A 24,915-nucleotide genomic window follows, 5' to 3' on the forward strand; every position below is an offset into this window, starting at 1 on the left:
GCTGCAAGGCGCCCGGCGGTCCTGTCATGTGTTGGCGGGCCTCTATGGCCCTCCCGAATGGCTCCTGCCGGGGTCAAGCAATCGCTTGCAGCGCAACGCCCTGTGTGTAGGAGCGGCCTTGTGCCGCGAAAGGGGGGCGCAGCGCCCCCGGGTTTCGGCGTTTTCACATAAATAGCCGGGGCTGCTTCGCAGCCCTTTCGCGGCACAAGGCCGCTCCTACAAACGGCGGTGCTTCGGCTAGCGGCGTACCACGCCCGGCAGCACGCAGAGCATTTCGAACAGCAGGTTGGCGCCCAGCAGCGAGGTGTTGCCGGTGGTGTCGTACGGTGGGGAGACTTCGACCAGGTCGCAGCCGATCAGGTCCAGGCCGTGGCAGCCGCGGATGATCTCCATCGCCTGGATGGTGGTCAAGCCGCCGATCTCCGGGGTGCCGGTGCCGGGCGCCCAGGCCGGGTCGATGCCGTCGATGTCGAACGACAGGTACACCGGGCCGCCACCGACTTTCTCGCGCACTTCGGCCATCAGCGGCTGCAGCGACTTGTGCCAGCACTCTTCGGCCTGGACTACACGAAAGCCCTGGCGACGGCTCCAGTTGAAGTCGTCCGCCGTGTAGCCCTGGGCGCGCAGGCCGATCTGCACCACGCGCTCGCAATCGAGCAGGCCTTCTTCCACGGCGCGGCGGAAGGTGGTGCCGTGGGCGATCTTCTCGCCGAACATGTGGTCGTTGACGTCGGCGTGGGCGTCGATGTGCACCAGGCCGATCTTGCCGTGCTTCTTGTGCAGGGCGCGCAGGATCGGCAGGGTGATGGTGTGGTCGCCGCCCAGGGTCAGCGGGATGACATTGTGCTCGACGATCTCGTCGTAGGCCTCTTCGATGATGCGTACGGCGTCCAGCAAGTTGAAGGTATTGATCGCTACGTCACCGATGTCGGCCACCGACAGCGAGTCGAACGGGGCGGCGCCGGTGGCCATGTTGTACGGGCGGATCATCACCGACTCGGCGCGGATCTGCCGTGGGCCGAAACGGGTGCCCGAGCGCAGCGAGGTGCCGATGTCCAGGGGCACGCCGATGAACGCGGCGTCGAGCCCTTCGGCGCTTTGCAGGTGGGGGAGACGGAGCATGGTGGCGATGCCGCCGAAACGCGGCATTTCGTTGCCGCCCAGTGGTTGGTGGAGAATCTTGTCCACGGTGGGCCTCATCAGTCGGTCGATTGTTCTGTTTGTTCGAACCTGTGCCGCCGCGCGCCTCGTTAGTCTGGTTATGCCGGCGGGCAGGGACATTTCGCCGCAGTCTGCGCAAGGTAGTGCCCGGGAAGAATCGCTACCGACAAAAACTTACTTCAGGAATTTCTGAACTATCGGTGTGCGGCCGGGTTAGACTCTGGCCATTTCCAGCCCACGGACCCGTTGCCCCATGGCCTCATCGCTGCCCGACCTGAAACTGCTGCGCATCTTCGCCAGCGTGGTGCGTCACCAGGGCTTCGCCAACGCCCAGCGCGACCTCAACCTGTCGACCTCGGCCATCAGCACCTACATGAGCCAGCTGGAAAGCGCCCTGGGCATCGTGCTCTGCCATCGTGGCCGTGGCGGTTTCAGCCTGACCAGCAAAGGCGAGCTGTTCCACCAGGAGACCTTGCGCCTGCTGGGTGAGCTGGACGGCTTCGAGCAGTACGCGGCGGCGCTCAAGGGCGAGTTGCGCGGCACTCTCAACCTGGGTGTGATCGACTCCACCGTGGGCGACCGCGCCCTGCCGCTGGCCGAAGCCATCGGCGCCTACAGCCAGGAACACCCGGCGGTGCACCTGCACCTGTCGGTGTCCAGCCCGTACGAACTGCAACTGGGCGTGCAGGACAACCGCCTGGACCTGGCCATCGGCGCGTTCTCGTCGCGCATGAGCGGCCTGGTCTACCAGCCGTTGTACCGCGAGCAGCACTGGCTGTATTGCAGCAGCCGCCATGCGCTGTTCGGCGAGCGGCGGATCCCGGAACCGGTGATTACCCAGCAGCGCATGGTCGGGCGCGGCTACTGGAGCCAGGCGGAGCTGGCCCGGCACGGTTTCAAGCACAGCGCCGCCACTGTGGAGAGCATGGAAGCGCAGCTGATTCTGATTCTCTCCGGTGCCTACATCGGCTACCTGCCCGAGCACTATGCCCAGGCCTGGGTCGACAAGGGTGATCTGCGCGTGCTGTCGCCGGCGACCTTCGGCTACCAGGCGCCGTTTTCCCTGATCATCCGCCGTGGCCGTAGCCGGGAACCCCTGATCCAGACCTTCCGTGATCTGCTCAAGAGTCAGCTCAACGTGGGTTGAGCTAGTGTCCTGTCTCGGAAATAAGCTGTTCACTTTTGGCGGCGTCTTGGGCGCCCGGCCGGCGTTGCCACTCCTCGCCATAGCCCTGCTATGACTCGTCGCGGCGCCTTGGCCGAACGCCCAAGCCACTCGCCAAAAGAGAACGTATTCCCGAGACAGGACACTAGGTCGTTTTCAGCACATTCCGTCAGGTCGGGTTAATTTCCTACAAAACTTGACCGCTGACGTGATGGCCTTCTGCTAAATATCTACTTGCTTTGATGATTTTCCCACTCATCTGGATAAGCAAGGGATCGCCAACGATGCGCATGAATTTGCCCGTCACCGAGCACGAAAGAACCTTTCCCCAAGACCAGCGGCTGATCTCCACCACCGACCTGAACAGCCGCATCACCTATTGCAACGACGCATTCGTGGCCATCAGCGGGTTCACCTACGACGAACTGGTCGGCCAGCCGCACAACCTGGTGCGTCATCCCGACATGCCGCCGGCGGTTTTCGGGCATATGTGGGACACCATCAAGCAAGGCAAACCCTGGATGGGCGTGGTCAAGAACCGCGCCAAGAACGGCGACTTCTACTGGGTCAGCGCCTACGTCACGGCGGTGTACGAGAACGGCCGCATCAGCGGCTATGAGTCGGTGCGCTCGGTGCCGACCCGGGAGCAGATCCGCCGGGCCGAGAACTTGTACGCCCGCCTGCGGGCAGGACGCTCGCCGGTGCCACTGGCGGCGCGCCTGGGGCATGGGATCGGCCATGGCTGGCCGCTGATCGGCGCGGGTCTGCTGTCGGCCGCCGCTTACCTGTGGTTGCCCCCTTATGCGGCGTTGGGCGTGCTGATGGCCAGCCTGCTGGCGGCCTGGTATGTGGTCGAGCATCGGCAGAACCAGTCGATCCGACGCACCTTGCAGGAGCACCCCAAGGCCTTCACCAGCCCGCTGGTGGCGCTGACCTACAGCGACAACCCCGGGCTGCAGGGCCAGCTCGACCTGGCGATCATCAGCGAGGAGGCGCGCCTGCAGACCGCCCTGACCCGCCTGGTGGACGCCGGTGTCGGGGTCAAGTCGCGAGCCGCGCAGTCCGCCGACCTGTCCGATGCCCAGGCGCAGATGCTCGACCGCCAGCGCAGCGAGACCGACCAGTCGGCCACCGCCATCGCGCAGATGGCGGCGACCATCCAGCAGGTCACCCACAACGTGCAGAGCACCGCCCATGCCGCCAGCGACGCCGACCAGCTGGCCCAGCAGGGCAGCGACCTGGCGCAGCAGAGCCTGCGCGCCATGGGCAGCATGAGCGAGGCGGTGAGCGACATCGGCCAGGCGGTCAATGCCCTGGCCGAGCAGACCCAGTCGATCGGCAGCGTGGTGGATGTGATCACCTCGATCGCCGAGCAGACCAACCTGCTGGCGCTCAATGCCGCCATCGAGGCGGCGCGGGCCGGCGAGCAGGGCCGGGGCTTCGCCGTGGTGGCGGACGAGGTGCGTTCGCTGGCGCAGCGCACCCGCGCCTCGACCGAGGAGATCCACCACATCATCTCCACCCTGCGCTCCGGTGCCGACCGCGCGGTGGCCAGCGCCAGCCGTGGCCAGCAGATCTCCAGCGACAGCGTGCACAGCGTCGAGGCGGTGCAGGCGGCGTTGTCGGGCATCGCCCAGGCGGTCAGCCGCATCACCGGCATGAGCCAGCAGATGGCCACGGCGTCCGAGCAGCAGAGCCATGTCGCCGAGGACATCAACCAGCAGATCGTGCGCATCGCCCATCTGTGTGACGAAAGCGCGGGGCAGGCCAGGCAGGGGGCCGAGATCAGCCAGGACCTGGAGCGCATGGCGGAGTATCTGCACAGCCTGGCGGAGCGGTTCAACCGCTGAAGCTGTAGCGGGTAACAGTGGGGGCGTGGGAGCGGGCTTGCCCCGCGATTGCAGTGCCGGCTTTGTCGCGGGGCAAGCCCGCTCCCACGAACGCCTCGCAGCCCACCGGGAATGGCAACCCTGTGGCAAACTACCCGCCCCAAGGAGCCCCCCATGCCCAGACCCCGCTGCGAGCGTTGCCAGCGCCCGCTCACCCATTGCCTTTGCCCACTGATCCCGCACCTCGGCAGCCGCACCCGCGTGGTCGTGCTGCAGCACCCCAGCGAAACCGCCCACGCCCTGAACACCGCACGCCTGGCGGCCCTTGGGCTGATCAACGCCGAGCTGCGCATCGGCGAGGTGTTCGATGACCTGGACGCACTGCTGGCCACGCCGGGCTATCGACCCGCGCTGCTGTTCCCCGGTGACGAGGCCGAGGTCCTGCAAGGCTATGGGCAAGACGCCGGTCTGCCCTTGATGCTGATCGTGCCGGATGGCACCTGGCGCAAGGCGCGCAAGATGCTGTACCTGAACCCGCTGCTGGAGGGGCTGCCACGAGTGACGCTCGGCCATGTCCAGCCCTCGCGCTATCGGCTGCGCAAGGCACCGGAGCCGGGGGCCTTGTCGACGCTCGAGGCGGTGGTGCAGGCGTTGAATGTGCTGGAGGCTCCGGTAGTGTTCGATGAGTTACTGCGCCCGTTCGAGGCGCTGATCGAAGGGCAGATCGAGGCCATGGGAGCGCAGACATATCAACGCAATCATGGGCAGGCTTGAATCGGAGCCCGCCCCTTCAAGGCGTGATAGTAGGTGCCCGGCTTGGCGTTGCCGGGGCTGCTTTGCAGCCCTTTCGCGGCACAAGGCCGCTCCTACTGGGCACGCGTTCTCCTGTAGGAGCGGCCTTTGTGCCGCGAAAGGGTCGCAAAGCGACCCTGGCAATCTTGAATTGGAGCGGCCCTTTCAAGGGGGGAGCCTGATCGCGTAACAAACCCACCATGCGACGGGCTCATGATCCGTGGGAACGGGCTTGCCCCGCGATTGGGCCGACATGCTGGCAATCACCGCTCGCGCAACGCCTCCGTCCGCGCCTTCAGTACCGGCTTCAACAGATAATCCAGCACGCTCTTCTGCCCGGTGATGATATCCACCGTGGCCACCATCCCCGGAATGATCAGCAGCGGCTTGTTGTCCCCACCCAGGTGGTTCTTGTCCGTGCGCACCTGGATCAGGTAGAAGGCATTGCCCTTGTCGTCGGTGACGGTATCCGCGCCGATCAGCTCCAGCTTGGCCTTCAAACCACCGTAGATGGTGTAGTCGTAGGCGCTGAACTTGACCATCGCGGTCTGCCCCGGGTGCAGGAATGCCACGTCCTGGGGTCTTACCTTGGCCTCGATCAGCAGGTTGTCCTCGATCGGCACGATCTCCACCAGGTCGCTGCCGGGCTGGACCACGCCGCCGATGGTGTTGACCTTGAGCAGCTTGACGATGCCGCGCACCGGCGACACCACGGTGGTGCGGTTGACCCGGTCGTCGATGGCGATGCTGGTGGCGGTGATCTTCGACAGCTCCGTGCGCTTGTCGTTGAGCTCCTTGGCGGCGTCGGAGCGGAAGCTGGCGTCGGATTCCTGGATCTTGCTGCGGATTTCGGCGATCGCCGCCTCGGCGCGGGGGATCGCCAGGTTGGTGGCATTGAGCTGGCCGCGCGCCTCCACGCTGCGCTGCTTCAGGCGCAGGATCTCGACGGGGGAGATGGCGCCCTTGCCCACCAGCGGCGAGGACATGTCCAGTTCCTGCTGCAAAAGGCCCACGGCCGAACGGTACTGGTCGGCCTTGGAGCGGAACTCGGCCAGTTCCTGGGTCTTCTGCCGCAGTTGTTCGTTGAGGGTCTGCTTTTCGCTGGCCAGGCGCCGCTGGCGTGACTGGTACAAGGCGATTTCGTCCTCGGCCACCTGCGGTGCCTTGCCGCGCACCTCGTCGGACGGCACGAAGGGGCGGCCGTCGGACTCGGCCGACAGGCGTTCGACCTGGGCGGTCAGCGCATAGCGATCAGCCTCGCTCTCGCCCTTGTTCGACTTGAAGCGGGTGTCGTCCAGGCGCAGCAGGGTCGCGCCCTTGTCGACCATCTGCCCTTCGCGCACGAAGATCTCGGTGACAATGCCGCCCTCGAGGTTCTGCACCACCTGCACCTTGCTCGACGGAATGGCCTTGCCCTCGCCGACGGTGACCTCGTCGAGCACCGCGAAGTTGGCCCAGACCAGGGCCACCAGCAGCAGGATCGCCGCCAGCCACACGGTCAGGCGCGACAGGCTGGGGGACTCCTGCAAGGTGGCGCCGGCCAGTTCCGGCATGTAGTCGCGTTCGGCGCGCTTGTCGGCGCCCTGGAGGTAGCTGCGCACGCTGTGGCTGAGGGGCATACATTACCTCCTAGAAAACTGGCCCCCTGTAGGAGCGGTCTTGTCCCGCGATCACGGGCATAGCCCCGTGCCAGGCACCGCGTTGCCTTGATCGCGGGACAAGCCCGCTCCTACAGGGGTGGTGGTCGTGTCACAGCGCCGCGCCGATACGGCCCTTGCGCAGCGCATCGATGACCGCGTCCTTCGGCCCGTCGGCGACGATCTTGCCGTTGTCCAGCACCAGCAGCCGATCCACCAGGCTGAGCATCGAGGTGCGGTGGGTGACCAGCAGCAGGGTCTTGCCCGGCACCCAGTCCAGCAGGCGCTGACGCAGTTGCTCCTCGCTGCTGTTGTCCATGTGGCTGGTGGGTTCGTCGAGGATCAGGATCGGCGGTTCCAGCAGCAGGGCCCTGGCCAGCAGCACGGCCTGGCGCTGGCCGCCGGACAGCAGTTGGCCGCGCTCGCCTACTGGGCGGTCAAAGCCCTGCGGGTGCTGGCGGGCCAGTTCGCTGACCCCGGTCAGTTCGGCCACCTCGAGCATGCGCGCATCACTGACATGGCGGGCGCCGAGGGTGAGGTTGTCGCGCAGGCTGCCGGCCAGCAGGGGCAGGTCGTGGGCCACGTAGCCGAGCTGGCTGCGCAGGTCGGCGATGTCCAGCTGGCGCAGGTCGAGGTTGTCCAGCAACACCTGGCCTTCGTCGGGGTGATGGAAGCCCATCAGCAGGCGGGCGAGGGTGCTCTTGCCCGAGCCGCTGCGGCCGATGATGCCGATGCGCTCGCCCGGCTTGAGCGTGGCGCTGACATCGTTGAGTGCCGGGGCCGTTTGCCCGGCATAGCGGAAGGTGGCGTGGTTGATGCTGATGCCACCTTGCAGCGCGGTGTGCTCCAGGGCCTGGTGCTCGGCTTCGCGTTCCTGGGGCAGGCTCATCAGCGCGTCGGTGCTGCGCATGGTCAGCTGCGCCTGCTGGTAGCGGGTGATCAGCCCGGCGATCTGGCCCAGCGGCGCGAGGACCCGGCTGCCGAGCATGTAGCTGGCCACCAGCGCGCCGACGCTGAGGTTGCCGGCGATGATGCTGTACACCCCGGCGACGATGGTGGCCATGCCGCAGAACTGCTGGATGAACAGCGTGCCGTTGCTGGCCAGCGAAGACAGGTTGCGGGCATGGGCGTCGAGGCGGGCGATGGCGCCGTTGGTGTGTTCCCACTGGTACTGGCGCTCGCTTTCGGCGCCGCAGGCCTTGAGGGTTTCCAGGCCGCCGAGGGTCTCGATCAGCAGCGCCTGGCGCACCGCGCCGAGGCTCAGGCTCTTCTGCACCGTGTCACGCAGGCGTACCTGGATGAACAGCGCCAGGCCCACGGCCAGCGGGAAGGCGATCAGCGGGATCACCACCAGCCAGCCGCCGAGCAGGCCGATCACCAGCAGCATCAGCGCCACGAACGGCAGGTCGATGATGCTGGTCAGGGTGACCGCGGTGAGGAATTCACGCAGTCCCTGGAAGTCATGGATGCTCTGGGCGAAGCCGCCGATGGTGGCCGGTCGCGCCTTCATGCTCATGCCGGTGATGCGTTCGAACAGGGTGGCCGAGAGAATCAGGTCGGTCTTCTTGCCGGCCTGGTCCAGCAGGTGCGCACGAACCATGCGCAGCACCAGCTCGAAGGCGGTGCCGATGAACAGGCCGGCCACCAGCACCCACAAGGTGGACAGCGCCTGGTTGGGCACCACGCGGTCGTAGGTCTGCATGACGAACAGCGGCACCATCAACCCCAGCAGGTTGATCAGCAGGCTGGCCAGCAGGGCATCGCCATACAGCCAGCGGGAGTGGCGCAGGGTGTCACGGAACCAGGCATTGACCCGCGGGATCAGCGGGGCGCGCACCTCCTCCAGGGTATGGCGAGGACGGGCGAACAAGACCTGGCCGCTGTAGGCCTCGGCCAGGGCATCGCGTTCGACCCACTGCTCGCCGCCTTCGGCTTCGCACGGCAGCAACAGGGCCCGGCCGTTGTCCGCCCAGCGTTGCAGCACGGCGCTGCGGCCGTCGTTGAGGATCAGCAGAACCGGCAGGTTGAGTGCCGAGATGGCGTCCAGCTCACGTTGCAGCACCCGCGCCTGCAACCCCGCCCGCGCGGCGGCGCGGGGCAGCAGGGCCAGGGGCAGGCGTTGCTCGGCCAGCGGCAGGCCGCTGCACAGGCTGGCGCGGCTGGCAGGGCAGCCGTGCAGCTTGCACAGGATCAGCAGGCCATCGAGCAACGGATCATCAACATCCAGGCGCGGTTGCGCGCTTTGCATACTGGTCACGATGGCCTACTCCTGCCGCGGTGGACGGGAAATGGGCGCTGGCGAAAAGTCCCTTGTCTCGTCAGAACCTAACGCATGTCGGGCAGTTTCGCCTCGTTGCGTACTTCGGTCTTGGCGATGGCCTCGGGCGGCAGCGAGATGTGCTGCTTGCTCAGCAACTCACCCATGGTCGCCAGGACCCGGTACATGGAGAACTCTTCGGTGTAGCGCACTTCGGTGTAGCGCCGGTTGGCGTTGTACAGCTCGTTCTCGCTGTCGAGCACGTCGAGCAGGGTGCGCTGGCCCAGGCCGAACTGGTCCTGGTAGGCGGCGCGCACGCGCTGGGTGGTTTCGGCGTACTCGCGGGCGCTCGGGGTCTGCTTGCGGGCGTTGTTCATCGCGTTCCAGGCCAGGCTGAGGTTTTCGTTCAGCTCGCGCAGGGCGTTGTTACGGATGTCCATCGCCTGGTTGATCTTGTGCGCGTCGGACTGCAGGCGGGCCTTGTCGCTGCCGCCGCGGAACAGGTTGTAGCTGAGCTCGACGCCGGCCTGCCAGTCGTTGTTGTCGTGGCCCTTCTGGCCGCCGATGTTGTTGTTGGCGCCGGTGGCCAGCACCGCGTCCAGGCGCGGGTAGAAGGGCGACTTGGCCACTTCGTACTGCTGCTCGGCGGAGCGCACGTCAGCCTGGGCCGACTTCAGGTAGGGGTTGTTCTCCAGCATGCCCTGGCGGGCATTGAGCAAGTCAGCCGGTACTTCACCCTTGATCGTGACCGGTGTTTCCAGCTCGTCCGGCATGCGCCCGACTACGCTGTAGAAGTTGGCCTCGGCGTCGGCCAGGTCGACCTCGGCGGTGTCCAGGTTGTTCTCGGCCAGGGCGCGACGGGCGCGGGACTGGTCGAGGTCGGCGGTGCTGCCCACGCCACGTTCGCTGCGCAGGCCGATCTGGTCGTTGACCCGCAGGTGGGCCTGCAGGTTGTTCTTGGCCAGGGTCACCAGTTCGCGGCGCTTGAGTACCTCGAGGTAGACCTCGATGGCGCGCAGGGCGATGCTCTCGGCGGTGGCCTGGGTGTAGTAGGCGCGCGAGGTGGCCACCGCTTCGGTGCGGGCGACCTCGTTGGAGGTGTTGAAGCCGTCGAACAGCATCTGTCGCAGGCGCAGTTCGGACTGGGTGTAGTTGAGGGTTTCCTTGTTGTGGTTACGCGTGCCGTCGGGGTTGAAGCCGCGGGTGTTGGTGTTGTCCGAGCGTTGCCGGCCGTAGCCGGCGACCAGATCGACGGTTGGGTAGTACCCCCCGCGGGCGAACTTCACATCCTCGTCGGCCGACAGCCTGCTGTTGCGGCTGGCGCTGATCTCGGGATGCTGGTCCACGGCGTTCTGGACAGCCTCGGTGATCGACATCGCCTGACTGTTGGCACACGCCATGGCCAACAAAATCGCACTGGTGATGGGGGTTAAAGCGCGCATGGGGTACATCTCCCTGGTCTTGAATAATGTCCTGCTAATCGCCAAAAAAATGACGAAAAATTAGAATCAAACCGTTTCAGGTTTGTAACAACAGAGCTAAGAACATTTACCGGGCGAGCTAAGAAGATTTTTTCATAAGATATATGCGAAAAAAAACTTATGCGGTCTAAAGAATCCGGGACATTGTTTCATTCAGGCGGTTACGGGAATTGGCTGGGACAGGCGATTTTCGGGCCTTGGTGAAAGTTCCAGATTTTTTGCAGCTAAGGAGACAGGGGAGGAAGGCGAAAGCGGAATTTGGCGACAGAAAAATGGCACTCAATAATGGCCATTCGCCCTTCTCGCTATCGCGGCAGTCGTCACAAGGAGCGTGGTTTCTCACGAACGTGACAGCAACGATCCACCAGCCATGGCATTCGGAACGTTGCGCACATTACCCGGCACGCCTTGATCTGCGAAAAGCCCATCGGCAGGGGAGGCGTACGCTCATGGCTAAATTAGTCGGTGTAGTCGGCAAGGTGATCGGCCAGGTATTCGCGGTGGGCGACGATGGTCATCGCCGCCTGTTGGTGGAGGGCGACCGGTTGTTCGCCGGCGAACAGCTCGAGACCGGCAGCGAGGGCGCCGTGGCGGTGCGGCTGCAAAATGGCGCGCAGCTGACCCTGGGCCGCGACAGCAGCCTGGAGATGACCACCGACCTGCTGGCCAATCGCGCGCCCCATGTGCAGGCGCCGGACGCGCAGCCCAGCGACGCCCAGCTCAGCGATGTCGAGCAACTGCAAAAAGCCATTGCCGCAGGCGCCGACCCCACCCAGGAGGCCGAGGCGACGGCGGCGGGCGGCAACCCGTCGGGTGTGTCGGGGGCGCTCGGCGGGGGGCACAGTTTCGTGATACTGACCGAGGTGGGCGCCCGGGTGGATCCCACCATCGGCTTCCCCACCGCGGGATTCAATGGTTTCCCCCTGCTGGCCAATCTCGAACTCGGCGGTCTTGACGGCAACGATGACGGGCCGGTGTTGGCCAGTGCACCCGTGATCGACAATCCGGTCAGCCTCGATGGCCTGGATATCAGCCCCGCCGAATTGACCCTGGACGAGGCCAACCTGCCCCAGGGGTCGGCCAGCAACCCGGCGGCCCTGACTCAGTCAGGCAGCTTCACGGTGGTGGCCGCCGACGGCGTGTTCAACCTCAGTGTCGGCGGCATCAATGTGGTCACGGCGGGCGTGGTCACCGGCGTCGGGCAGTCCATCGTCACCGGGCTCGGCAATGTGCTGACCATCACCGGCTACAACCCGGCCACCGGCGTGGTGAGCTACAGCTACACCCTGACCGGCGCCGAGCACCACCCGGACGGCGCGGGCAGTAATACCCTGGGCGAGCAGTTTCCGGTGCTGGTCAGCGACACGGATGGTGACGTGGCCAGTGGCTCCCTGGACGTGATCATCCGCGACGATGTGCCACGGGCGGTGAACGACACCCATGCCACCGCTGCCACCGAGCAGCAGGTGGAACTCAGCGGCAATGTGCTGAGCAACGATATCCAGGGGGCGGACCGCATCCCCAGCGGTCCGGTGGTGGCCGGCACTTTCGTCGGCACCTACGGCACCCTGGTCCTGGCGGCGGACGGCTCCTACACCTACACCCTCAACACCAACGACCCGGACTTCAAGAACCTGCACGGCGGTGGCAATGGGGTGGAGACCTTCACCTACACCCTGAAGGACGGCGACGGCGATACCAGCACCGCGACCCTGACCCTCAACATCAGCAACCTCGACGATCCGGTGACCTTGGGCGGTCTGAACGTGAACGGTGGCGAACTGACTGTCTACGAGAAGAACCTGGCCGACGGCAGCGCGCCGAACCCAAGTGCACTGACCCAGAGCGGCACCTTCACGGTCAGCGCACCGGATGGCCTGCAATCCTTGAGCGTCGGCGGCATCAGCGTGGTCAGCGGCGGCGTGGCGGCTAGCTACCCGCAGTCGATCACCACGGCCCTGGGCAATACCCTGACCATCACCGGCTACAACCCGGCCACGGGCGTGATCAGCTACAGCTACACCTTGCTGGACAATGAGAGCCACGCCAACGGCGACGGCGCCAACAGCCTGTCCGAGCACTTTACCGTCACGGCCACGGACACCGACGGCAGCACGGCCAACGGCTCGCTGGACGTGAATATCGTCGATGACCTGCCCAAGGCCAATCCCGATTCGGCCAGTGTCGTCGAAGGCGGCACGGTCAGTGGCAACGTGCTCGACAACGACACCTCCGGTGCGGACGTGCGCGCCGATGGCAAGTACGTGGTCGGCGTGCGGGCCGGCGCCGATACCTCGACCTCGGCCAGCGGCCAGCTGGGCACCCAGGTCCAGGGCCAGTACGGCTACCTGACCCTGGATGCCCAGGGCAACGCCACCTATCACGCCAACCCCAACGCCGTGGCACCTGCCGGGGCCACGGACGTGTTCGTCTACACCGTGCGTGACAGTGACGGTGACGAAAGCACCACCACCATCACCATCGACGTGCGCGATTGCTCGCTGATCGCCGGTGCCGACAGCGAGGTCACGGTCTACGAGAAAGCCCTCGACCTGACCAAGGATGGCAACGACCTGGCCCCAGGGAATGTGGACGGCAGCCAGCCAGGCTCGACTGGCGAGACGGCCAGCGGCTCGCTGGCCGGTTCGGTCAGTGGCGGAACCGGGGCGCTGACCTTCACCCTGGTCGGCAATGCCACCGGCCAGTACGGCCAGATCCAGCTGAATGCCGATGGCTCCTACACCTACACCCTGACCTCGGCGCCGAATTCGCCGAATCACGTCAACGACGGCCCGAACGTGCTGACGGAAACCTTCACCTACCAGGTGAAGGATTCGCTCGGCAATTCGACCACCAGCACCATCGTGATCAGCATCGTCGACGACGTGCCCAAGGCTCACAGCGACTTCGCCAATGTCTACGAAGGTGGCACCGTCAGCGGCAATGTGCTGGTCAACGATGTGATCGGCGCGGACGTGCCGGCCGATGGCAAGTATGTGGTCGGCGTGCGCGCAGGCAGCGACACGTCGACCTCGGCCATCGGCCAGCTGGGCAGCAATGTGGTTGGGCAGTACGGCTACCTGACCCTCGATGCCCAGGGCAACGCCACCTACCACGCCAACCCTGACAGCGTGGCGCCGGCCGGTGCCACGGATGTGTTCGTCTACACCATCCGCGATGCCGATGGCGACGAGAGCACCACCACCATCACCATCGACGTGCACGATATCTCGCTGGTCGCCTGCCCCGACGACACGGCCAAGGTCTACGAGAAAGCCCTGGACCTGACCAAGGATGGCAACGACCTGGCCGCAGGCACGGTCACCGGCAGTGACCCGCACGCCACCACGGAAACCACCAGCGGCTCGCTGGCCGGTTCGGTCAGCGGCGGCATCGGCGCCCTGACCTTCACCCTGGTCGGCAATGCCGCCGGGCAGTATGGCCAGATCCAGCTGAACAGCGATGGCAGCTACACCTACACCCTGACTTCGGCGCCGGACTCGCCCAACCACGCCAACGACGGCCCGAACGTGGTCACCGAGAGCTTCACCTACCAGGTGAAGGACTCGCTCGGCAACACCACCACCAGCACCATCGTGGTCAGCATTGTCGACGACGTGCCCAAGGCCCATTGCGACGTGGCCTCGGTCAAGGAAGGCGCCAGTGTCAGTGGCAACGTGCTGGACAACGATGTGGTCGGCGCCGATGTGCGTGCCGACGGGCAATACGTGGTCGGCGTGCGAGCAGGCTCTGACACCTCGACGTCAGCCATCGGCCATGTCGGCGACAGCATCGTCGGTCAGTACGGCTACCTGACCCTGGACAACCAGGGCAACGCCACCTACCACGCCAACCCCGACAGCGTGCCGCCCGCCGGGGCGACCGACAGTTTCGTCTACACCATCCGCGACGCCGATGGCGACGAGAGCACCACGACCATTCGCATCAATGTCCAGGACAGCAAGCTGGTGGCGTGCGAGGACAACGACGTCACCGTCTACGAAAAAGCCCTGGACCTGCACAAGGATGGCAACGACCTGGCCGCCGGCAGCGTGACCGGCAGCGACCCGGGTTCCACCGGCGAGACCGCCTCCGGCAGCCTGGTCGGCTCGGTGCATGGCGGCGTCGGCGCACTGACCTACAGCCTGGTCGGCAATGCCGTGGGTCAGTACGGCCAGATCCAGCTCAACGGTGACGGCTCCTACACCTACACCCTGACCTCGGCGCCGAAGACCCCGGGTGGCGCCAACGACGGGGCCAACACCGTCAATGAGTACTTCACCTACAAGGCCACCGACGCCCTGGGCAACAGCGTCACCAGCACCATCGCCATCAACATCGTCGACGATGTGCCGACGGTGCAATGCGCGGTGCGCAGCATCACGCCCGGCCAGGTGGACTCCAACATCCTGCTGGTGGTGGACGTTTCCAGCAGCATGGCCGCAAGCTCCGGCGTGCCGGGCTTGACCCGCCTGGAGCTGACCAAGCAGGCCATCAGCGCCTTGCTCGACAAGTACGACGAGATGGGCGACATCAAGGTGCAGATCGTCACCTTCGGCACCGGCGCCGAGATGAAGACGCCGGTGTGGGTCTCGATCAGCGAAGCCAAGAGCCTGATCGCCGGGCTCACTCCCGGCGGCTCGACCTACTACGACTCGGCGGCCACCAAGGCCCAGGAAGCCTTTGCCACCACCGGCAAACTGGTGGGTGCGCAGAACATCAGCTACTTCTTCTCCGACGGCGAGCCCACCAACGGCCACGCCATGACGGCGCCGCGCGAGGCTGCCTGGGAAAACTTCCTCGACAACAATGGCATCAAGTCCTACGCCATCGGCATGGGCAGCGGCGTCAACGAGGGCAACCTCGACCCGCTGGCCTACGACGGCAGCAGCCATACCGACACCAACTCGGTGGTGGTCACCGACCTCAGCCAGCTGAGTGCGGTGCTCTCCGGCACGGTGCAGGGCGCGCCGATCACCGGCAGCCTGATGAGCGGCGGCGACTTCGGTGCCGACGGCGGCTTCATCAAGGCGCTGCTGGTGGACGGCACCACCTACACCTACGATCCGAAGGCCAATGGTGGGCAGGGCGGTTATGCGGTCAGTGGCGGGGTGGACAAGGCCACGTTCGACACCGTCAGCAACAGCCTGAACATCAAGACCGGCCTGGGCGGCACCCTGGTGGTGAACATGGACAACGGCGAGTTCACCTACACGCCGCCGAAGGACAACGGCAGCGGCCAGGTGGAGAAGTTCGGCTTCATCGCCAGCGACAACGACGGCGACACCCGCAGCGCCAGCCTGACGGTGAACATCAACAGCAACGGCGGGCCGGTCGCTGGCGCCGACCACATCATCACCAACATCAAGGGCGCCACCCTGAGCGTGCCGGCAGAGGCCTTGCTGGCCAATGACAGCGACCCGGACCACGACACCCTGAGCGCCGCGCCGACTACCTTCAATACCAACTTCGCCGACAAGGGCGCGGGCTTCACGGCGGGCACGCAGGCGCAGACCATCACCTTCAACGCCACCGCCAACAAGGCCGAGAACCAGTTGCGCGACCTGGCCCGCAGCGAGTTCACCAGCCTCAACGGCAGCATGACCGCCGCTCTGGTGGTGGCCGGTTACCTGGGCTCGATCAGCAGTGCCAACGCCAACGACGAGGACACCCTGACGGTCACCCTGCGCAAGGGCGAGACCCTGACCCTCGACCATGACCGGCCTGCCGGCAACCTGCTGATGGAGTGGAAGGATGCCAGCGGTAGCTACCAGACCATCGCCGATGGCGGCAGCTTCACCGCCACCCATGACGGCGTGTACAGCATCCATGTGATCAACACCGAGAACGCCTCGGGCAACAGCAAGGCCGCCGAGAACTACAAGCTGAGCCTGGTGGTGGACTACAGCAACGCCAGCAATGACGACTACCACGGCAGCTACAGCGTCAGCGACAACCATGGTGGCACGGCAACCGGCGCGGTGGACATCACCTATCAGGCCGGCAATACCCTCACCGGTACTTCAGGGGACGATGTGCTGCTGGCCGGAACGGGCGACACCACCCTGCACGGCGGCGCCGGCAACGATGTGCTGGTGGCCGGCGCAGGCAACGACAGCCTGTATGGCGGCGATGGCGATGACCTGCTGATCGGTGGGCCGGGCAATGATCTGCTCGACGGCGGCCCCGGCAACGACACCGCCAGCTATGCCAGGGCAACCAGTGGCGTGACTGTCGACCTGGGCCATGTCGGCCAGCAGAACACCGTCGGCGCGGGGCTGGATACCCTCAACGGCATCGAGAACCTGATCGGTTCGGACTACAACGACACCCTGACCGGCAACGACGGCGACAACCTGCTCAACGGCGGCGCGGGCAACGATGTGCTCAGGGGCGGCGCCGGCAACGACATCCTGATCGGCGGGCGCGGCGATGACACCCTCACCGGTGGCAGCGGCAACGACACCTTCGTCTGGCTGAAGGGCGACACCGGGCACGACACCGTGACCGACTTCACCCCGGGCAGCGATCGGCTGGATCTGTCGCAACTGCTGCAGGGGGAGAACGCCACCAGCGCATCGCTGGATGATTACCTGCACTTCAAGGTCAGTGGCAGCGGCGTCAACGTGGTGTCGACCATCGAAGTCAGCAGCGTCGCCGGCGCGGCGCCGACCCAGACCATCGACCTGGCCGGGATAGACCTGGCGCAGCACTACGGGGTCGCGGCCGGGGCGGGCGGGGTGATCGCGGCAGGGCATGACACCGCGACCATCATCACCGGCATGCTCAATGACCATTCGTTGAAGGTGGATACGGTGTAAGCGGCGGGGAGATGAACCGAGGCGTGCTGTTACGCATTCCCCTGTAGGAGCGGCCTTGTGTCGCGAAAGGGCCGCAAAGCGGCCCCGGCGATCTTTGCATCAATGCTGAAATCCTGGGGCCGCTTCGCGCCCTTTTCGCGACACAAGGCCGCTCCTACAGGGGGATTGTGCTTGGCCATCCGGCTCAATTCGGTCGCTGCAGGGTCTTCTGCCTGAGGATCCAGGCACTGACCAGCACCGCGCTGGTCAGCATGAACACCCGTGCCCAGAACAATGGCACCAGGTAGCAGGACAGCCCGATGCTGGCCCACATCAGGCCGATCGCATAGACCTTGCCCCGCAGCGGAATCCCCTCGCCGCTGAGGTAGTCGCGGATCCACGGCCCGAGTTTCGGATGATTCACCAGCCAATGGTGAAAGCGCGGCGAGCTGCGGGCGAAGCAGGCCGCCGCCAAGAGCAAGAACGGGGTGGTGGGCAGCACCGGCAGGAAGATCCCCGCCACCCCGAGCGCGACACTGAGCCAGCCGGCGGCCAGCAGCAGGTAGCGCACCACGTCGATCAGTGGTGGCGCGGCTTGAGCAGGGCAGGCTTCTCTTCAGGGGCGTGCAGCAGCAGGAACAGCGCGCTCAGTGCCTCGGGGATCTGCACGATCATGTCGTCCTGCAGGTTGGCGTTGCCGGCGATGTCGGCGAACTCCGGCTGCTCGTCGAACAGGCCCGAGCCGACCATGATCGGCAGCAGCATTTCGCTGACTTCTTCCTCGGCGTTCTCGAACCAGGCCTCTTCACGCAGGAAGACACCCTCCATGAAGCCGATGCACCAGCCGCGCAGGTCGGAATCGTCCGGCTCGTCGGTCAGGTCCAGCTCGCAGGGCAGGTCGAATTCCTCGTCGCTGGCCAGTTGGCGGGCGATGTGCGCCTTGAGCGCGACCAGGGTGGCCTCGATCTCAGTGCGCTGGGCATCGCTGGCGTAGTGCGGTTCTTCGGCGAACAGCGCGTCGATCCATTCGCGTTCTGGAACTTCCTCGGAGCAGATCGACAGCGCGGTCAGGTAGCCGTGTGCGGCGACGTAGTCCAGCGCTTCTTCGTGCAGCTCATCGGCGTCGAGGAAGGCTTGCAGGCGGGTCAGTTGCTCGGCGAAGGACATTACAGGGCTACCTTGGGGAATAAACGATAGTGAATTCTAGCACCTTGCGGCGGCTGCGGGGCAAAGGGAACGTCTGTCACCGGGGCATGCGGCACAGCGCGGCAGTCGGGTATACTCCGCGGTTTTTCGTGCCCGGTGGCGTTTTGCGGCCATCCGGCAAAAACCGCTTACGCATTCGATGTGTGCGCGGCGCATTTATCGTCCAGCCTGAGTCCAGGATGGTACGGCGATTTTGGAGTGGCAAATGCTCGAACAGGCTCAGCGCGTCCTCAAGGATGTCTTCGGTTACGACAGTTTCCGCGGGCGCCAGGCAGCGATCATCGAATGTGTGGCAGGCGGCGGCGACGCCCTGGTGCTGATGCCCACCGGTGGCGGCAAGTCGTTGTGCTTCCAGGTGCCTGGCCTGCTGCGCCCGGGCCTGACCGTGGTGGTCTCGCCGCTGATCGCGCTGATGGACGACCAGGTCGCCACCCTCGACGAACTGGGCGTGGCCGCCGCGGCGCTGAACTCCACCCTCAGCGCCGAGCAGCAGCGCGACCTGGCCGGGCGCCTGCGCCGTGGCGAGGTGAAGATGCTCTACCTGGCCCCCGAGCGCCTGGTCCAGCCGCGTATGCTGGACTTCCTGCGTGGCCTGGACATCGCCCTGTTCGCCATCGACGAGGCCCACTGCGTGTCGCAATGGGGCCATGACTTCCGCCCCGAGTACCTGCAACTGGGCCAGCTCGCCGAGCTGTTCCCGCATGTGCCGCGCATCGCCCTGACCGCAACCGCCGACATGCGCACCCGCGAGGAGATCGTCCAGCGCCTGCACCTGCAGGGCGCCGAGCGCTTCCTGTCGAGCTTCGACCGGCCGAACATCTTCTACCGCATCGTGCCCAAGGAGTCGCCGCGCAAGCAGTTGATGGCCTTCCTCGGCGAGCGCCGCGGCAACGCCGGCATCGTCTATTGCCTGTCGCGCAAGAAGGTCGACGAGACCGCCGCCTTCCTCTGCGACCAGGGCTTCCCGGCGCTGCCTTACCACGCGGGCCTGGCCGCCGAGACCCGCGCCGCCAACCAGCACCGCTTCCTCAACGAGGAAGGGCTGATCATGGTCGCGACCATCGCCTTCGGCATGGGCATCGACAAGCCCAACGTGCGCTTCGTCGCCCACCTCGACCTGCCCAAGTCGCTCGAGGCCTATTACCAGGAGACCGGCCGCGCCGGCCGTGACGGCCTGCCCTCGGACGCCTGGATGGCCTACGGCCTGCAGGACATGGTGATGCTCAAGCAGATGCTGCAGAACTCCGAGGGCGACGAGCGCCACAAGCGCATCGAGCAGCACAAGCTCGACGCCATGCTGGCGCTGTGCGAGGAGACCCGCTGCCGCCGCCAGTCGCTATTGGCCTACTTCGACGAAGTGCTCGAGCAACCGTGCGGGCATTGCGACAACTGCGTCGACCAGGTGCAGACCTGGGACGCCACCGAGCCTGCGCGCCAGGCGCTGTCGGCGGTGTTCCGCACCGGCCAGCGCTACGGCGTCGGCCACTTGGTCGACGTGCTGCTGGGCAAGGACACCGAAAAAGTGCGCAATTTCGGCCACGAGAAGCTGTCGGTATTCGGCGTCGGCAAGGCGCTGGCCGAAGCCGAGTGGCGCTCGCTGTTCCGCCAGTTGGTGGCGCGCGGCCTGGTGGATATCGACCTGGAAGGCTACGGTGGCCTGCGTCTGTCCGACAGCTGCCGGCCGTTGCTGCGCGGCGAGGTGAATTTGCAGCTGCGCCGCGACCTCAAGCCGCAGACCGTGGCCAAGTCTTCCTCCAGCGGTGGCGGCAGCCCGGCCAGCCAGCTGGTACGGGCCGAGGAGCGCGAGCTGTGGGAAGCGCTGCGCACCCTGCGGCGCAAGCTGGCCGAGGAGCACAGCGTGCCGCCCTACGTCATCTTCCCCGACTCCACCCTGTTGGAGATGCTGCGCAGCATGCCCACCAGCCTCAGCGACATGGCTCAGGTCAGCGGTGTCGGCGCGCGCAAGCTGGAGCGCTACGGCCAGGCCTTCCTCGAAGTGCTCAACGGCGCCGGTGGCACCGAGGAGGCGCCGAAGGTGGTGCTCGACCTACGCCACGAACTGGTCAGCCTGGCCCGCGCCGGCATGACCCCGGCGCAGATCGCCGGGCAGCTGAACTGCACCGAGAAGAACGTCTACAGCCTGCTGGCCGAGGCCATCGGCCGCCAGGAACTGAGCCTGGAGCAGGCGCTGGACTTGCCGGAAGAACTGATGATGGAAGTGCAGGACGCCTTCCTCGACGGCGAGGGCGAGTTGCCGCCGGTGTCCGGCGTGGCGCCGTTGTTCGGCCAGCGGGTGCCGGAAGGCGTCCTGCATTGCGTACGGGCGGCGCTGGCGGTGGAGTTCGGCCTGTGATTGCCGGCATTTGCGCCAATTGCTGACCTTTGTCATACCCTTACATGATTATCAGCCATTTCCGAGGCGTCCAACCTTGCCTGATTGGCCGGGCCATGATTAGCTGGCTAATAATTAGTTCTATTCATTGAGTTGCTTATGCCCCTGACCGACAACCAACACCGCTTCGGCATGCAGCTGGCCCAGATGTCCCGGGGCTGGCGTGCCGAACTGGACCGCCGCCTGGCCGGGCTCAACCTGTCGCAAGCCCGTTGGCTGGTGCTGTTGCACCTGGCCAGGTTCGACGAGGCGCCGACCCAGCGTGAGCTGGCCCAGAGCGTGGGCGTCGAGGGCCCGACCCTGGCGCGTCTGCTCGACAGCCTCGAGAGCCAGGGGCTGGTGCGCCGCCAGGCGGTGATGGAAGACCGCCGGGCCAAGAAGATCCTGCTGTGCCCGCCGGCCAAGCCACTGATCGACCAGATCGAGACCATCGCCAACGCCTTGCGCCTCGAGCTGTTCACCGGCATAGACGAGGCCGACATGGAAGTGTGCATGCGCGTGCATGCGAAGATTCTCGATAATCTCGAGAAGTCCTGAACCCTTCATCAATCGCGGGGCAAGCCCGCTCCCACGAGTCTGCTCCCACAATAGGCCGCATGACTTGTGGGAGCGGGCTTGCCCCGCGATCATTTCTAGAAGGTATGCCCCAGGTTCAGGTACACCGCCTTCTCATGGGCATCGTTGGCCCCATAGCTCAGGTTCAACGGCCCCAGCGGCGTTTCCAGCCCCAGGAAGATGCTCGCCGCATTGATGTAGCCACTGTCGAACTCATTGTCGTTGTTCCACGCCCGTCCACGCTCCAGCGAGCCGCCCAGGTACAGCGGGAAATCCAGCGGCAGGTAGGCCCGTGGCGTCAGGCGGCGGTAGTAGACCATGCGCAGCAGGCTCATGTTCTGCCCGGAGATCGAATCCTGACGGAACCCAGACAGCTGCCGGGCGCCGCCGAACACGAAGCTGGAAGTGACCACTTCGGCATCGTCCAGGGTGCGCCCGTAGCGCCCGCCCAGCACCAGGGTGTTCGGCCCGCTGCTGATGGCCTTGTCCAGGTTGAACAGCCACTGCCGGTAATCCTGGTCCGAGTCCAGTGACTTGTCGTACTTGCGCACGGTCAGGCCGATGTCCTCGCCGCTGTGGGGGAAGTAGACGTTGTCGAAGGTATCGAACGAGTACTTGAGCTCGTAGAAGCCCTCGTTGAAGCTGACCTTGGGCAGGTCCTGGTCGCCGATGCGCACCTCGGCATTGCCCCAGGCCTTGCCCACGCCCAGGCGCACCTCGCCATAGGTGCCGATCTGCCGACCGACATTGAGCCCGAAGCCGTAGCGCTCCAGGCGATACTCGGCCACCGGGTCGTTGTCCAGGGTCGCCTCGACGTTCTGCGAGCCCAGGGCCAGGTAGGGGGCGATGAAGTAGCGCGAGCCCACGTCCAGCGGCTGGTAGAACTCGCTGTACAGCTCCTGCTCGTCGCCGATCTGCGCGCGGGTCAGCCATTCGCCGCCGAGCCGGTTGATGCCGTTGACCCGGTAGCTGGCGCCGAGGTTGAAGGCGCTGTCGCCGCGCAGGTCATCCGACAGGTTCAGGCCCAGGCGCAGGTAGTCGGTGCCGCCACGCCGGCCACGGGCGTTGATCACCAGGGTATGCTCGTCGCCCTTGTGCGCCACGCGGTACTGCACCTGGTCGAAGTAGTCCAGGCCGTAGAGGGTGCCCATGTCGGTCTGCAGGCGGCCGAGATCCAGCGGCTCACCGATGGGCTGGCGAATGTAGTAGCGGATCACGTCGTCGCTGACCTTGGAGTCGTTCTCCACCCGGATGGCAGTGATGATCGGCGTGCGCTGTTTCGGTGAGCGGGCCACCGCCAGGTTGCTGTCGCCCTCGGGCTGGCGCAGCGCCGCCAGGCGCGGGTCGAGGGCGCGGGTGGCGCGGTAGCCGGCGTCGATCATGTCCTGGGCGCGGCCGAAATCGGTGACGCCGAAGGCTGACAGCGGCGGCTGTACCAGGATGTCTTCGCGGCGCAGGGTGGCCAGTTGCTCCTCGGAGTTGCGCCGGGTCATCAGGGTGATCGACTGGTTGAGCACGTCCACCACCGTGGCCAGCTGCTTGCGGTTGCGCAGCGGAGTGCCGATGTCGACGACGATGGCCAGGTCCACGCCCATCTCGCGCACCACGTCCACCGGGATATTGTCGGTCATGCCGCCGTCCACCAGCAGCCGGCCATCCAGCTCTACCGGGGCGAATACCGCGGGGATCGACATGCTGGCGCGGATCACCTGGGGCAGGTGGCCGCGGCGGAAGATCACCTTCTCGCCGCTGGTGATGTCGGTGGCCACGGCGCGGAAGGGGATCGGCAGCTTGTCGAAGTCGCGGATGTCGGCGGTGTGGGCCAGCTTGCTTTCCAGCAGCAGGGCCAGGTTCTGGCCCTGGATCACCCCCAGCGGCAGGCCCAGGCTGCCGTCGTCGCGAAAGCTCAGCTTCTGCTTGACCAGGAAGTCGCGGTCGTCCTGCTTGCGTCGGAACGGCACATCCTTGCGCGGCGGCGCATCGGACAACGCCTGCTGCCAGTCCAGCGTGGTGGCCAGTTTTTCCAGTTCGGCGATGCTGTAGCCCGAGGCGTACAACCCGCCGACCACCGCGCCCATGCTGGTGCCGGCGATGGCGTCGATGCGCACGCCCTGTTCCTCCAGGGCCTTGAGCACGCCAATATGGGCCAGGCCGCGGGCGGCACCGCCCGACAGCACCAGGCCGATCTTTGGTCGTGTTGCTTCGGCGGCCAGCACGGTGAAGGAGGTGAGCATCAGCAGGAGGCAGTACAGCAGGCGGCGCATCGTGAGTCTCAAACCAGAGGATAAAGACCGCTAGTATAAGCGGCCCTTCCTACGGAGTTTCCCTGCATGGCAGACAGCAAGCCACAAATCGTCATCAATTATTGCACCCAGTGCCAGTGGCTGCTGCGCGCAGCCTGGTTGGCCCAGGAGCTGCTCAGCACCTTTGCCGACGACCTCGGCCAGGTGGCGCTGGAGCCCGGTACCGGCGGGGTGTTCCGCATCACCTGCGACGGCGTGCAGATCTGGGAACGCAAGGCCGACGGCGGTTTTCCCGAGGCCAAGGTGCTCAAGCAGCGGGTGCGTGACCAGATCGATCCGCAGCGCGACCTGGGCCACAACGATCGCTGATCAGGCGCTTTCGGGCTGCGGCTGACGGGCCGGTTGCTCGGCGGCCAGGCGGCTGGACAGCACGATGGCGAAGATGATCAAGGCGCCGCCGGCGAGCATGCGCAGGGTCGGCTGTTCGGCGAACACCACCCAGGCCACGGCGATGCCGTACACCGGCTCCATGCCGAACACCACGGCGGCGGTGCGCGCCTTGATCACCGCCAGGCTGGCGACGAACAGGCTGTGGGCGACGCCGGTGCAGAAGACGCCGAGCAGGGCGATCCACAGCCAGTCCAGCGGTGCCACCGCGCCCAGGCCGGGCACGGCGAACGGCAGCAGGCACAGGCTCACCACCAGGTTCTGCCACAGCGCCGCCTGCACGGCGGGCAGGCGCCCGGAACCGGCGCGGTTGGTCAGCGACAGCAGCGAGAACAGCAGGCCCGAGAGCAGCGCCCAGAGCAGCCCGCCGGTGGCCTCGCTGGCCAGGTCGAAGGCCGGGGTGACCAGCACCAGGCCGATGCTCACCAGCAGCACCAGCAGCGCTTCGTTGCGGCGAATGCGTTCGCGGAACAGCAGGCCCTCGAGGATCACGGTGAAGGCCGGGAAGCTGGCGAAACCGAGGGTGGCGATGGCCACGCCGCCGACCTTGACCGCGATGAAGAAGCTCACCCAGTGCCCGGCCAGCAGCACGCCGCCCAGCAGCAGGCGGCGCAGGTCCTGGCCGCGCAGCGGTTGCCAGGCCTGGCGCGCCAGGCTGGCGAACAGTGCCAGCGCCAGCACCGCGAACAGGGCGCGGCCGAAGACGATGATCGAGGGACTGGCGCTGGCGGCCAGCTTGCCGAAGACGCCGGTCAGGCCGAAGAACAGCGCGCCGATATGCAGGGCGCCGAGGGCGGTGCGGTGGTTCATGGTGGTCCTTTGCATTCGCAGGTTCCTGTGCCGGCCTCTTCGCGGGTAAACCCGCTCCCACAGGTTTCGCACTGATCTGTGGGAGCGGGTTTACCCGCGAAGAGGCCGGCACAGGCAGAGACGATCTTGGCGCTCAGTGT

General features: G+C 66.0%; 15 protein-coding genes and 1 pseudogene. 8 read left to right on the top strand and 8 right to left on the bottom strand.

Features of this window, described 5'->3' with window-relative positions; all coding sequences use genetic code 11:
• Positions 1 to 237: 237 nt before the first annotated feature.
• The gene (gene speB, locus VUG52_RS07320; RefSeq protein WP_050706774.1) at positions 238 to 1,188 is read right to left on the bottom strand and encodes an agmatinase; all 951 of its coding nucleotides are present in this window, start codon (positions 1,186 to 1,188) and stop codon (positions 238 to 240) included.
• Positions 1,189 to 1,414: 226 nt separating this feature from the next.
• Here speB and VUG52_RS07325 point away from each other — a divergent pair, with 226 nt between their 5' ends.
• From VUG52_RS07325 to VUG52_RS07335, 4 genes and pseudogenes are all read left to right on the top strand, one after another.
• Positions 1,415 to 2,308, top strand: a complete 894-nt coding sequence (locus tag VUG52_RS07325; protein ID WP_028691117.1) for a LysR family transcriptional regulator — start codon at positions 1,415 to 1,417, stop codon at positions 2,306 to 2,308.
• Between the two features lie 308 nt (positions 2,309 to 2,616).
• A pseudogene (locus VUG52_RS27225) lies at positions 2,617 to 2,913 on the top strand (PAS domain-containing protein); the annotation flags it as partial.
• Positions 2,914 to 3,147: 234 nt separating this feature from the next.
• Positions 3,148 to 4,176, top strand: coding sequence for a methyl-accepting chemotaxis protein (locus tag VUG52_RS07330; protein WP_371263157.1), 1,029 nt, complete (start codon positions 3,148 to 3,150; stop codon positions 4,174 to 4,176).
• 153 nt (positions 4,177 to 4,329) lie between these two features.
• A complete protein-coding gene (locus VUG52_RS07335; RefSeq protein WP_331832632.1) occupies positions 4,330 to 4,929 on the top strand; it encodes a tRNA-uridine aminocarboxypropyltransferase in 600 nt (199 codons plus the stop codon).
• Positions 4,930 to 5,210: 281 nt separating this feature from the next.
• On the opposite strand, the gene VUG52_RS07340 is transcribed toward VUG52_RS07335, so the two are convergent.
• From VUG52_RS07340 to VUG52_RS07350, 3 genes are all read right to left on the bottom strand, one after another.
• Positions 5,211 to 6,566 carry an HlyD family type I secretion periplasmic adaptor subunit gene (locus VUG52_RS07340; RefSeq protein WP_186732980.1) on the bottom strand — a complete coding sequence of 452 codons (1,356 nt, stop codon included), beginning with the start codon at positions 6,564 to 6,566 and terminating at the stop codon, positions 5,211 to 5,213.
• Between the two features lie 130 nt (positions 6,567 to 6,696).
• Positions 6,697 to 8,832, bottom strand: a complete 2,136-nt coding sequence (locus VUG52_RS07345; RefSeq protein ID WP_331833162.1) for a type I secretion system permease/ATPase — start codon at positions 8,830 to 8,832, stop codon at positions 6,697 to 6,699.
• A gap of 77 nt (positions 8,833 to 8,909) precedes the next feature.
• Positions 8,910 to 10,283 (bottom strand): TolC family outer membrane protein, encoded by a 1,374-nt coding sequence (locus VUG52_RS07350; RefSeq protein WP_050706786.1) that lies wholly within the window; start codon positions 10,281 to 10,283, stop codon positions 8,910 to 8,912.
• Between the two features lie 488 nt (positions 10,284 to 10,771).
• On the opposite strand from VUG52_RS07350, the gene VUG52_RS07355 reads away from it, so the two are divergent.
• Positions 10,772 to 17,143, top strand: coding sequence for a retention module-containing protein (locus VUG52_RS07355; protein ID WP_331832634.1), 6,372 nt, complete (start codon positions 10,772 to 10,774; stop codon positions 17,141 to 17,143).
• A 184-nt stretch (positions 17,144 to 17,327) separates the two neighbouring features.
• Here VUG52_RS07355 and VUG52_RS07360 read toward each other — a convergent pair whose 3' ends face one another.
• Together VUG52_RS07360 and VUG52_RS07365 are read right to left on the bottom strand one after the other, a co-directional pair.
• Complete coding sequence (locus tag VUG52_RS07360) at positions 17,328 to 17,693, bottom strand: YbaN family protein (protein WP_050706769.1); 366 nt, start codon at positions 17,691 to 17,693, stop codon at positions 17,328 to 17,330.
• An 8-nt stretch (positions 17,694 to 17,701) separates the two neighbouring features.
• Positions 17,702 to 18,289, bottom strand: coding sequence for a YecA/YgfB family protein (locus VUG52_RS07365; RefSeq protein ID WP_028691105.1), 588 nt, complete (start codon positions 18,287 to 18,289; stop codon positions 17,702 to 17,704).
• A gap of 244 nt (positions 18,290 to 18,533) precedes the next feature.
• On the opposite strand from VUG52_RS07365, the gene recQ reads away from it, so the two are divergent.
• Both recQ and VUG52_RS07375 read left to right on the top strand, forming a co-directional pair.
• Entirely contained in the window at positions 18,534 to 20,681 is a 2,148-nt protein-coding gene (gene recQ / locus VUG52_RS07370) for a DNA helicase RecQ (protein ID WP_050706768.1), read from the top strand.
• A gap of 138 nt (positions 20,682 to 20,819) precedes the next feature.
• Positions 20,820 to 21,257 carry a MarR family transcriptional regulator gene (locus VUG52_RS07375; protein ID WP_028691103.1) on the top strand — a complete coding sequence of 146 codons (438 nt, stop codon included), beginning with the start codon at positions 20,820 to 20,822 and terminating at the stop codon, positions 21,255 to 21,257.
• A gap of 95 nt (positions 21,258 to 21,352) precedes the next feature.
• Here VUG52_RS07375 and VUG52_RS07380 read toward each other — a convergent pair whose 3' ends face one another.
• Positions 21,353 to 23,539, bottom strand: a complete 2,187-nt coding sequence (locus tag VUG52_RS07380) for a patatin-like phospholipase family protein (protein WP_050706767.1) — start codon at positions 23,537 to 23,539, stop codon at positions 21,353 to 21,355.
• Between the two features lie 66 nt (positions 23,540 to 23,605).
• Here VUG52_RS07380 and VUG52_RS07385 point away from each other — a divergent pair, with 66 nt between their 5' ends.
• A complete protein-coding gene (locus tag VUG52_RS07385) occupies positions 23,606 to 23,887 on the top strand; it encodes a SelT/SelW/SelH family protein (protein WP_050706766.1) in 282 nt (93 codons plus the stop codon).
• Here the strand turns inward: VUG52_RS07385 and VUG52_RS07390 are convergent, their stop codons facing one another.
• Positions 23,888 to 24,775, bottom strand: coding sequence for a DMT family transporter (locus VUG52_RS07390; RefSeq protein ID WP_050706785.1), 888 nt, complete (start codon positions 24,773 to 24,775; stop codon positions 23,888 to 23,890).
• Positions 24,776 to 24,915 lie beyond the last annotated feature (140 nt).

It is taken from the genome of Pseudomonas sp. LH21 (assembly GCF_036549575.1).
In the GTDB taxonomy this organism is placed as follows: Bacteria; Pseudomonadota; Gammaproteobacteria; order Pseudomonadales; family Pseudomonadaceae; genus Aquipseudomonas; species Aquipseudomonas peradeniyensis.

Bases quoted from the DNA above. Each gene is read 5' to 3' on its own strand.
- VUG52_RS07325 (WP_028691117.1), top strand. From the start codon at position 1,415: ATGGCCTCATCGCTGCCCGACCTGAAACTGCTGCGCATCTTCGCCAGC.
- VUG52_RS07330 (WP_371263157.1), top strand. From the start codon at position 3,148: ATGGCCAGCCTGCTGGCGGCCTGGTATGTGGTCGAGCATCGGCAGAAC.
- VUG52_RS07335 (WP_331832632.1), top strand. From the start codon at position 4,330: ATGCCCAGACCCCGCTGCGAGCGTTGCCAGCGCCCGCTCACCCATTGC.
- VUG52_RS07340 (WP_186732980.1), bottom strand. From the start codon at position 6,566: ATGCCCCTCAGCCACAGCGTGCGCAGCTACCTCCAGGGCGCCGACAAG.
- VUG52_RS07345 (WP_331833162.1), bottom strand. From the start codon at position 8,832: ATGCAAAGCGCGCAACCGCGCCTGGATGTTGATGATCCGTTGCTCGAT.
- VUG52_RS07350 (WP_050706786.1), bottom strand. From the start codon at position 10,283: ATGCGCGCTTTAACCCCCATCACCAGTGCGATTTTGTTGGCCATGGCG.
- VUG52_RS07355 (WP_331832634.1), top strand. From the start codon at position 10,772: ATGGCTAAATTAGTCGGTGTAGTCGGCAAGGTGATCGGCCAGGTATTC.
- VUG52_RS07365 (WP_028691105.1), bottom strand. From the start codon at position 18,289: ATGTCCTTCGCCGAGCAACTGACCCGCCTGCAAGCCTTCCTCGACGCC.
- recQ (WP_050706768.1), top strand. From the start codon at position 18,534: ATGCTCGAACAGGCTCAGCGCGTCCTCAAGGATGTCTTCGGTTACGAC.
- VUG52_RS07375 (WP_028691103.1), top strand. From the start codon at position 20,820: ATGCCCCTGACCGACAACCAACACCGCTTCGGCATGCAGCTGGCCCAG.
- VUG52_RS07380 (WP_050706767.1), bottom strand. From the start codon at position 23,539: ATGCGCCGCCTGCTGTACTGCCTCCTGCTGATGCTCACCTCCTTCACC.
- VUG52_RS07385 (WP_050706766.1), top strand. From the start codon at position 23,606: ATGGCAGACAGCAAGCCACAAATCGTCATCAATTATTGCACCCAGTGC.
- VUG52_RS07390 (WP_050706785.1), bottom strand. From the start codon at position 24,775: ATGAACCACCGCACCGCCCTCGGCGCCCTGCATATCGGCGCGCTGTTC.